Source organism: Chamaesiphon sp. GL140_3_metabinner_50, from assembly GCF_025361915.1.
Taxonomy (GTDB): Bacteria; Cyanobacteriota; Cyanobacteriia; order Cyanobacteriales; family Chamaesiphonaceae; genus Chamaesiphon.
On the sequence record NZ_JANYJC010000147.1, the window covers coordinates 1 to 9,625 of the forward strand.

Here is a 9,625-nt window from a genome sequence, read left to right on the forward strand (position 1 = left end):
GTAAAAGTTTTATCAGAGATTGGAAGAAAGCTTTCAAAGCTGGCTCTCCCGCTAGTATGGGGAGAGTCGCAATTTTATAGCGTTGACGAAGATCTGGACTGAGGTTGAAAGATGTTAAAACTAGATAATCAAGTAGTTCTAGTTTTGGTATATCCTTGACAATTTCACAATCTTCAATTTGTTCGTATACGAATTTACATTTGCTTTTACTTGATGTAGATATAAATTGAGTCTTGTCAATTTCATCATAAATCTTCGCTGCTATTCTTGAGCTAGTATCATACAAGGTGCGAAGCGTAAATTCAATTCCATTCTGCTCAATTTTTGTATTGTCTTGAATTCTTTCAGGTATTTTTAGAGAAAAGGGAATACCTGAGTACAATATTAAATCTCGCTCTCCTCCTTCTCTTGCCATTAAGAAAGGTATCGAAACTAGATATTTTTCGGCAACTTCATTACTTTCATTGGCACTAGCAGGCAGAGCGAAGATCGAATCTTTAATTAAAAAGCTGGTAGTTACGATCGTGATTTGCTGCAAAAAGTTACGACGACTATAATTTGATGTCATTTGAAGATGCTCTATATTTGCAACGAACAGATAATAACTTTAAAATGTACACAGCTATTCACTGTCACCGATCGTACCCGATTGTCTGTCTATATTCACTACGTGATATTTTATGCTTTTATACGGCGATCGACCACAGTATATTCATTTAGTAAAGTAATGTCGATCGATCTAAACAGCAAGCTGTATACGTCAATATTGTCTGAGCTATGATTGAATGATGGACTTTGATTCTCTACGATCCAATCGTCTTAGTCCATCTACTAATCCGACAAATCATAGTTCAGACGCTTATCGCTCTCAAGTTTGCACTGTAAATTCGTTGGAATGAATGCCATTATTTGTCCAAGTAATTGCCATTTATTTCACCATTTTAGGGCGAGGTGACTGGGAGCACGTCAACTTTGCTAGGATAAATGAACTAATATGTGACGATCGAAATGAGTCAAAATAGAGTCAGAAATTAATCCTTACTCAACAATGAAGCTATCTAATACTAGGCGGCATAAATAAAGCCGCATTTTAATTACACAATGGCTTACCTTTGTAAGTCCATTTAAAAGGCTTTGCCATTGTGCGATTAAATGATATTTCGCCGCATGAGGCGATTTTCCGACATATAGCGATCCTAATTGATTTCCTGATAAAAAGGTTTCAGTAAGGTCTTTCGGCTTTATTGGAACCTTTTTCATCTACTTAAAACATCCAGCCTCACTAAAAGCTACTATAAGTCGTAGTAGCTTTTAGTGAGGCTGAACGATCGGATTTACCGAAATGGGTTTAATTTTAGTTCGATCGAGTAAAAATATTCTGTTTAATCTCGCTTTAAATTGCTTTATTTGCGGTGCTTTTTGGAAATTTCACCTTCAAAAGGTTGACCGCCAGTTTTGGGATATTGGCTGCGATCGATTCCAAAGATTCTGGCTGCTGCTGCGGCAAAGTAGCCGATGAAACTGTCGAGCATGGTGGCAATTTGCATAACTTGACCCCTGCGTTAGGATTTATTTAGTTGTCTAAGCTTTTGACTAATTTAATTATAAATTATCTACGATCGCAGCATAATTAGCGTAATAGATATTTACAGCATTTGCTCCAAATTAGCGATTCTCTTTACAGAGAGGCTACGCCAACGATTTGCCCGATCGAGATTAAATCGGAGAAGCAGCAAGCGACATCACTGGATCTGGATGTCCGGAGGTCGATCGTACTACCGCGCCCGTATGTGCCTTCCAAACCTCGATCTGCTTGTCTTCACTGGCACTAATGACGTTTTTGTCAGGGTATCTGCTGGCGCATTGGCAATCAGATCTGGAGTCTGCGCTGGATCTGTTATCGCAATTGAATTTTCTGACTGGGGTTCGATCTGCTTGTACTCTAATGTTAAAGATTTTAGATGAGATTTAGATGGTGCGAATTTCTCTTTTTGAGCGACTTGGTTCATCGCGATCGGATAGCTAATTACTATTAGCACGAATACACCGATTAATCCCAATACATATTTATGCAGCTCTTGGGCAGAATTTCTTTGCGGTTTAACAATTTTCTGTTCTGGATCGTTGGCGGAAAGCCCGCTCCTTAGGAGAATCGAGCTTGCTAAATTGTCACTGAGTTTTTGAGGTAAATTATTCACGATCTATCGTTGCCAAGGGCTAGGATGAAGGAGGTTAAAAAATGGCAAGAACAAAAATACACCTGCTGAAAGGATGCTCGATCTATAAATACAGACTTGAGCGAGATCGAGTTGTTTGGGAAATTCTCGATCGGGTGATGTTTCAGTTAATGGTTTATGTGTTTCCATAAGCACTAGAGATCGCAATTTAAGTTTATACTAGACCTTATTTATTGAAAATAGTTCTATTTAATGCTTATATTTTAATGAAATTATTAGGCTCTAAATTGACTGGATTAGCTAGACTGTCAGGTATATTATGTTACTTAAATCACAATGCAAAGCGATCGCCCAATTGGATACAGCCCACGCTTGGCGATCGAAGTGCGATCGATAGTTGCTAGAAGTTATGAATAATGGATGCGAACATATTGAGACTGCCTGAGTGAAAAATTTGCGAATTGGACATAAGTAGATTTGGGCGATAGCGAAAGCTGGTATTAGATTTAGCTGGAGTAGTTGCTGGTTGCGGCACGATGAGATTAATTTCCCCCACAGGAGCGGTTGCAGGGGTAATTCGGACTCGTTCGTCGCAAGCAAATTGGCAATCAGCAATCTTTGTTGCAAATCCACTCACACTAATCCGATATTCACCCTGTTCTAATCCTTCCAAGTAATAGACCCCACCATCATTGGTAACTGAGGTATATTTTTTACCATTGACGATCGAAACTGCTTCGACACGTCCACCGATGATGGGTTCGCCAGCACTATTTTTGACTACTCCGGTGATTGCATAAGCCGGAATCAGTGGGACGGGAATTTCAGTAGTCGTCCCGCCAACTACGTCGATTTGCAAGGCACTCGATTTACTTCGATAACTAATTGGGTATCCAGCCGGATTGAGATCGAGACGATAGCTACCGGGAGTGAGTTGGAGCGTTGAAATTAAGCCATTTGTCTGAGCCTGAAAATTTCTTAATGATTTGCGATTGATTTCTATTAAAAGCGGCTCGAAATAGCCTTCTTCGCCTGCATCTTGACGACCATTGCCATTCCGATCGAAAAATGGAACGATATTTACTCGCCCTAAGGTAACTAAATCTTCGATCGATCTGTCCCTTTTATTCCTCCTGAAGTTTGGAGAGTTGTTGTCAACTCTAGGGCAAAATCGCTACCGCTAGTAGATTCTGATGCGCCGCGATAGCGTCCGCGCACTTGCCAACCGGGGGCGATACTATAATCGATACCTGCAATAATTCCACTCCCAAATAAACTCTTGCCACAGCCGAGTTCACTTTGCCACAACGAACGCCCACTGCTATTCCGGGCTGGCAATCGATATTTCCAGCTTAAAGTGGCAAAGGTGGTCGTTTTCTGGGAAGTATTGGTTTGATATGCCGCCCCAATTTCATGTTCGCCATTCTCTTCACTACCGATCGGAAATGATTAATTGAGTTTCAAACTTCAGAACACCAGGTTCTACATTGAGAATTGCACATTCAGTTGGCACGGTACCAGCGGTGACTACAGGTACAGCAAACGCGCTACCAGCAAAACTAATTGCTGATAGTCCAGCTACAGCGATCGAAGGAATGAGCTTTTTCATGGGAGAATGGAAATATATAGTATTTGTTTGTGGGTAGTTGCTGTCGAGTATCGATAATCTCAGTGTTAAAAACTATTAGCACTAGACTTCTAACTTCTTCAGCTCTACCTGTCTTTATTGGTTTAAACAACTACAATCGAGAGTATCATTGTTGAGAATAACTAGTAATACCTAATTAGTTGAAATCAGCATAATTGCCGATCTTAGCTCACTAAAGTAACTAGCAAGCTTATGCTTCAAATATATGCTGAATGTAACTTAATGGTTAGCAATGTTGAAATCGGCGGAGAACGCATGAGATTCCAGATTTCCGATCGATTACCTCGCGCTATTAATTTAAGGCTGGGAGAGAACTAGAACGATCTCTAAGCAGTGAGATTAAGATCCAACAGATTTACCCGATCGAAGATAGCCTGCCATATCAGATAAGTCGAACTCGTATATGCTAGATTTATCTCAGTAAATATATTGATATTGCAGGCGATCGATTGTATTTAATAAATTTAAATAATTATCATTAAGTTAAATTGCTCCGACGCGATCGTGTACTAATGAATTCTACCCGTACTAAAATCCACGACTTTTTTGCTAGTCTCTTGCCGTTCGCTCAGTTATCAAAGGCAGAATTGGCAGATTTAGCCGATAAATCGGAGTTTAATCGCTATCGGATGGGACAGACGGTGCTGATGCGGGAGCAGATGCCAGGGGAGATTATTATTGTCTTTTCGGGTCAAATTAGATTACTTGCATATCATCCGCAACACCAGACCCCGACGACGCTGCAACTGTTGGAAAAAGGCGAAATTTTAGGCTGGGCGGGAATCGTCCGCAATCGACCGTGCGAGACAGCTATCGCCTCGACTGAAGCGGTATGTATTAATATTCCTGTCGATTATTTTCGGACATTAATCGATCGCACGCCGCAATTAGAGGCATTATTTTACTATGGTACGCCGACGATCGAAGTTTACGATCTCGTCGCCCAGTATTTGCAAACCCGTCCAGATAGTGATTTGCTGTTGCGCTCGTTTGGGGTTAAAGATCTGCGCGAATTCGCGCTCAAACTCGCCCCGCAAACTAATATCCTCAATCTCTCACCAGGTAAATTACGAGTTTCGGAACTAGATCCACGCAGTTGGTTGGTGAGCAGCGGCGAAATTAGCGGTCATCCCGTGGGTAGTTGTATCGATCCTCAAGATTATCCCGCTAATTCAATTTTAACAATTAGTAAGCCACAAATCGCACGCTTAGTAGGCGTACCCCTGCTGGCAGTTTTAGATGATGTGACGGGCAATTTTACTACCAATTTTACAACTGGGGTGAGTGAATTTTCGCCGACTAGATTGGGGATTCCCTACGCCCCAGATCGCCCGGTAGCTGGCGATGCGATCGACAACGATCCCCCCACTGGCAAGCGGGTTAAGTACCCAATCTTTAAGGGTAGAGGCGCGTTAGACGGAACGACAGCTTGCTTGAAGATGCTCTGCAAATATCTTCAAGTTCCGTTTCGTCCAGATGTGGTCGGTCGATTGTTAAAAAATCAGATTGGTAGTAGTGGTAGCGTACCACTGCAACTGTGCGGTGCGATCGCCGAAATGCTCGGTATCAATTCCCAGATGGTGAAAATTCCCGCCACAGCCATCAGGAAACTTCAGACCCCAATCTTGATTCCTTGGCAAGATAGTTTTGCGATCGTCTATCAGATTACACCTAAAGAGTTGACTTTGGGCATTCCCGCATCGGGGCTGCGGCGGTTAAAACATACTACCTTTGCCGAGCTATGGGGCGATGTCGGCGAGGTGTTATTACTCCAACGCAGCAAGGATACCCCAGTAGAAAAATTTGGGATTAAGTGGTTTATTCCCGCCATTCAAAAGCATAAGGGCGTATTAACCGAAGTTTTAATCGCGTCGCTATTCGTGCAGGTATTTGGGCTGGCTAACCCGCTGCTGACGCAGTTAATTATCGATAAAGTTATTAATGGCAATAGCATCACCAGCCTGAATACTTTTGGTACCTTATTAATCGTACTCGCGATCGTCGAAGGCATTTTAACCACCCTGCGGACTAATCTATTTGTCGATACCACCAACCGGATCGATCTTAGCCTGGGTGCGGAAATTATCGACCATTTATTTAGATTACCGCTTAAATATTTTGAAAAGCGTCCCGTCGGCGAACTAGCCACCCGGATTAACGAACTCGAAAACATTCGCCAATTCCTAACGGGTACCGCTTTAACCGTCGTTCTCGATGCGATCTTTTCGGTAGTATATATCGGCGTAATGCTGGCTTATAGCTGGCTGCTGACAATTATTGCTTTAGCAACACTCCCGGCATTTATATTACTCACTTGGATTGTCTCACCGATCGTGCGCGGACAACTGCGAACCAAAGCCGAACGCAACGCCGAATCGCAATCTTATTTAGTCGAAGTCATCGGCGGCATTCAAACTATTAAAGCCCAGAATATCGAACTGCGATCGCGTTGGCAATGGCAAGCTAAATACGCACGCTACGTTAGTGCGGGATTTAAAACCGCCCTCACATCGAATACCGCAGGTTCGATTAGCGGCTTCCTCAACAAATTCTCTGGGTTACTCCTGCTCTGGGTGGGTACCTATTTAGTCTTAGCCAAACAACTCACCCTCGGCGAATTAATTGCTTTCCGCATCATTGCTGGTTATACTACACAACCACTGCTGCGCCTAGTCCAATTGTGGCAGAACTTCCAAGAAACAGCCCTCTCGCTCGAACGCTTGAGCGATATCCTCGATACGCCCCAAGAAGTAGGCGCAGATAACATCAACAATATCACCATGCCCCCAATTCAGGGTCATGTCAAAATCGAAAATCTCACTTTTAGTTTTCCGGGTACTAATGTTAACCAACTAAATAATATCAGTGCGGAATTCCAAGCCGGACAATTTGTCGGCATTGTGGGTTTGAGCGGTTCGGGTAAAAGTACCCTGATGAAACTAATTCCCCGTTTGTATCAGATTAACTCCGGGCGAATTGTCATCGACAAGTATGATATTACCAAAACCGAACTGTACTCTTACCGCCAACAAATTGGTATGATACTACAAGATACACTCTTATTTAGTGGTACCGTCCAAGAAAACATTGCCCTGACTAACCCCGATGCGACCTCTGAAGATGTAATTGCAGCAGCTAAAGTAGCCGCCGCACACAATTTTATTATGGAGTTACCAGATGGTTACAACACCAAAGTCGGCGAACGCGGTTCCGCCCTGTCTGGGGGACAACGCCAACGCATTGCGATCGCGCGTACCGTACTACAACAGCCCCGGATGTTGATTTTAGACGAAGCAACTAGCGCGCTCGACTACGATAGCGAACGTCAAGTTTGTCTCAATTTAGCCCAGACATTTCAACATCAGACCGTCTTTTTCATCACCCACCGTTTGAATACAATTAAAACAGCGGATGTAATTGTCATGATGGACAAAGGATCGATCGTCGAAACAGGCACCCACCGTCAATTAATGGCTTTAAAAGGTCGTTATTACTGTCTCTATCAGCAACAAGAATCTCAACTTTAGGGGATAGGGAATAGGGAATAAATAGGCTTTAGGACTTCTTACTCCTTGCTTCTTACTCCTTACTCCTTACTCCTTACTTCTTACTCCTTACTCCTTACTCCTCCCATGAATCCCAACCAACAGCCAAATTTCACTCCCAACGATACTAGTAAAATTGCCAAACGGAAGATCGAACCGGATGGACTCAAGAAAGTAGAACGCCCCCAAATTGAGACTTACCAATCGGCAGAATTCGAGCAATCGGTGGTATTCCAGCAGTCGCGAGTCTGGTCGCGCGGCATCGTCTGGACGATTTTGATGATTACGACAGGTTTGGTTACTTGGGCTTGTTTGGCACCTCTAGAAGAAACCATCGCCGTCCAGGGGAAACTCGAACCAACCGGGAAAGTCAAAGATGTACAGGTACCAGTCGGTGGGGTAGTTAAAACCGTCGCAATTAAAGAAAACGATAAAGTTGTTGCAGGTCAAAAATTACTCAGCTTAGAATCTACCGTTGCTGGAGCTACACTCACCGCACTCCAGAAAAATCTCGAATCGATGACGGCGGAAACGCGGTTTTATCATAGCTTGCTCCGTCAAGGTGTCGGTACCATCAGCACTCAAGATCTTGCCAAACTCAATGTCCGCCCAGAAATTCTCGCACTTACCAAAAATCGCAGCTCGATTATCGCCGAAAACCAACTCTACCGCTCCGAACTCAACGGGACAACTCTGACCAATCTCAATAGCGAACAACGTCAAAGATTGCAATCGAGCCGCACCGAACTTGCTTCGCGGACTAGTTCCGGTCAGCTAGAAGTCGGTCAATTCGATAATCAGATGCGCGAAAATCGGGGTAAACGAGCGGGTACCAGCGAACTATTAATTGATTCCCAAGCGGTGATTGCTAATATCAACGCCAAAACTGCGGCTAAAAAATCTCAACTCGCCGCTCAAATGGCTGAAAATCGCGCTCAATATCAAGCAGCTCAAAGTCTAACTCTTAGCAATCAGGCAATTCTCGATAGTTTAAAACCTGCGGGTGAGGCAGGCGCGTTATCCCGCAACCAAGTACTCAAGCAAGAACAAGAAGTCACCGCCCGCAAAAGTGAAGTCCTCCAACTCAAAGAACGCTACCGTAAACTCCAACAAGACGAACAAGAATTACTCGCTAATTCGCGCCTCGAAATTCAGGGTCAACAGCAACAAATTAAAAAGAACCAGCAAGAAATCGCCCAACTAGATCGAGAATACAATCGATTGACAATGGCAACCAATCAAAGTCGCGAAAAGCTCAAAAATAGCGTCGCAACTTCACAGAAAGAGTTATTGACAAAAATTGCAATGAATGATAAGCAAATTGCTGAAATTGACGGTCAACTTAATAAAACGATCGTCGATCTCGATCGCAAAGTCGTCGATCTAAATAGTCAAATTAGTCAGGCGAAAATGAATCTCAAATATCAAGAGATCGTCGCCCCGGTTAGCGGGACTGTCTTTGAACTCAAAGCCGGAACACCAGGATTTGTCGCCACCAGCAGCGAACCGATTATGAAGATCGTTCCCGATAGTAAATTACAAGCAAAAGTATTTATTAGTAATAAAGATATCGGGTTTGTTAAGTCGGGAATGCCAGTCGATGTGCGGATCGAAACTTTTAACTTTAGTGAATTTGGTGATGTTAAAGGTAAAGTAGTCTCGATCGGTTCTGATGTGTTACCCGCAGATCAGGCGCATCCCTACGAGCGTTTCCCCGCCACGATCGAGATCGAAAGACAGAGTATGATCATTAAAGGTAAACCGATCGATCTGCGATCGGGCGCATCACTCAATGCTAATATCAAACTCCGCACCCGCACGGTAATGAGCATCTTTACCGACGCGATCGTCAAGCAAGAAGACACACTTAAAACGATCAGGTAAAATGGTTGTTGCGTAGTCCTGTTACCCCACACTTCTCCTTACGGAGACGCTACGCTACGGCTGTCGCTCAGTGCATCGCTCCAGCCCTCCCCTTTATAAGGGGAGGGCGCAAGAAAAGTCTCCCCTTAATAAAGGGGAAAAAGTTGGAAAAGCCCTCCCTTATAAAGGCTATCCATTACCCACAGATTATCCAATGATTTGGGAGATTGCGAGCCATTTAGGTAGTAGGGGCAATTCATGAAGCGGCGGTTTTATGTCTAGGGTTCCCCCCGAATAAAAAAGCGGATTGATTTTCGGTCGGGTTTCCCGACCGTGAAAATCAACCAAGCACCGACAAGACATTGCCCCTACCTAAATGCTCCCACTCCTTA

General features: G+C 43.6%; 8 protein-coding genes and 1 pseudogene. 2 read left to right on the top strand and 7 right to left on the bottom strand.

All coding sequences use genetic code 11. The features are described 5' to 3' along the window. The 7 genes and pseudogenes from Q0R35_RS07740 to Q0R35_RS07770 form a co-directional block, all read right to left on the bottom strand. Positions 1 to 568: pseudogene (locus Q0R35_RS07740) on the bottom strand (hypothetical protein); the annotation flags it as partial. Between the two features lie 835 nt (positions 569 to 1,403). Continuing rightward, complete coding sequence (locus Q0R35_RS07745; RefSeq protein ID WP_295615659.1) at positions 1,404 to 1,547, bottom strand: hypothetical protein; 144 nt, start codon at positions 1,545 to 1,547, stop codon at positions 1,404 to 1,406. A gap of 228 nt (positions 1,548 to 1,775) precedes the next feature. Then, positions 1,776 to 2,198 (bottom strand): hypothetical protein, encoded by a 423-nt coding sequence (locus Q0R35_RS07750; RefSeq protein ID WP_295615662.1) that lies wholly within the window; start codon positions 2,196 to 2,198, stop codon positions 1,776 to 1,778. A gap of 3 nt (positions 2,199 to 2,201) precedes the next feature. Then, the gene (locus tag Q0R35_RS07755) at positions 2,202 to 2,366 is read right to left on the bottom strand and encodes a hypothetical protein (RefSeq protein WP_295615665.1); all 165 of its coding nucleotides are present in this window, start codon (positions 2,364 to 2,366) and stop codon (positions 2,202 to 2,204) included. A 211-nt stretch (positions 2,367 to 2,577) separates the two neighbouring features. After that, positions 2,578 to 3,036 (bottom strand): carboxypeptidase-like regulatory domain-containing protein, encoded by a 459-nt coding sequence (locus Q0R35_RS07760; RefSeq protein WP_295615668.1) that lies wholly within the window; start codon positions 3,034 to 3,036, stop codon positions 2,578 to 2,580. 239 nt (positions 3,037 to 3,275) lie between these two features. After that, a complete protein-coding gene (locus Q0R35_RS07765; protein ID WP_295615671.1) occupies positions 3,276 to 3,515 on the bottom strand; it encodes a hypothetical protein in 240 nt (79 codons plus the stop codon). 94 nt (positions 3,516 to 3,609) lie between these two features. Next, a complete protein-coding gene (locus Q0R35_RS07770; RefSeq protein WP_295615674.1) occupies positions 3,610 to 3,786 on the bottom strand; it encodes a hypothetical protein in 177 nt (58 codons plus the stop codon). Between the two features lie 551 nt (positions 3,787 to 4,337). On the opposite strand from Q0R35_RS07770, the gene Q0R35_RS07775 reads away from it, so the two are divergent. Continuing rightward, complete coding sequence (locus Q0R35_RS07775) at positions 4,338 to 7,352, top strand: peptidase domain-containing ABC transporter (protein ID WP_295615676.1); 3,015 nt, start codon at positions 4,338 to 4,340, stop codon at positions 7,350 to 7,352. Positions 7,353 to 7,457: 105 nt separating this feature from the next. Then, a complete protein-coding gene (locus Q0R35_RS07780; RefSeq protein WP_295615679.1) occupies positions 7,458 to 9,254 on the top strand; it encodes an HlyD family efflux transporter periplasmic adaptor subunit in 1,797 nt (598 codons plus the stop codon). Positions 9,255 to 9,625 lie beyond the last annotated feature (371 nt).

Excerpts from the sequence above, each read along its gene's own strand:
- Q0R35_RS07755 (WP_295615665.1), bottom strand. The coding sequence starts at position 2,366 with ATGGAAACACATAAACCATTAACTGAAACATCACCCGATCGAGAATTT.
- Q0R35_RS07780 (WP_295615679.1), top strand. The coding sequence starts at position 7,458 with ATGAATCCCAACCAACAGCCAAATTTCACTCCCAACGATACTAGTAAA.
- Q0R35_RS07745 (WP_295615659.1), bottom strand. The coding sequence starts at position 1,547 with ATGCAAATTGCCACCATGCTCGACAGTTTCATCGGCTACTTTGCCGCA.
- Q0R35_RS07775 (WP_295615676.1), top strand. The coding sequence starts at position 4,338 with ATGAATTCTACCCGTACTAAAATCCACGACTTTTTTGCTAGTCTCTTG.
- Q0R35_RS07770 (WP_295615674.1), bottom strand. The coding sequence starts at position 3,786 with ATGAAAAAGCTCATTCCTTCGATCGCTGTAGCTGGACTATCAGCAATT.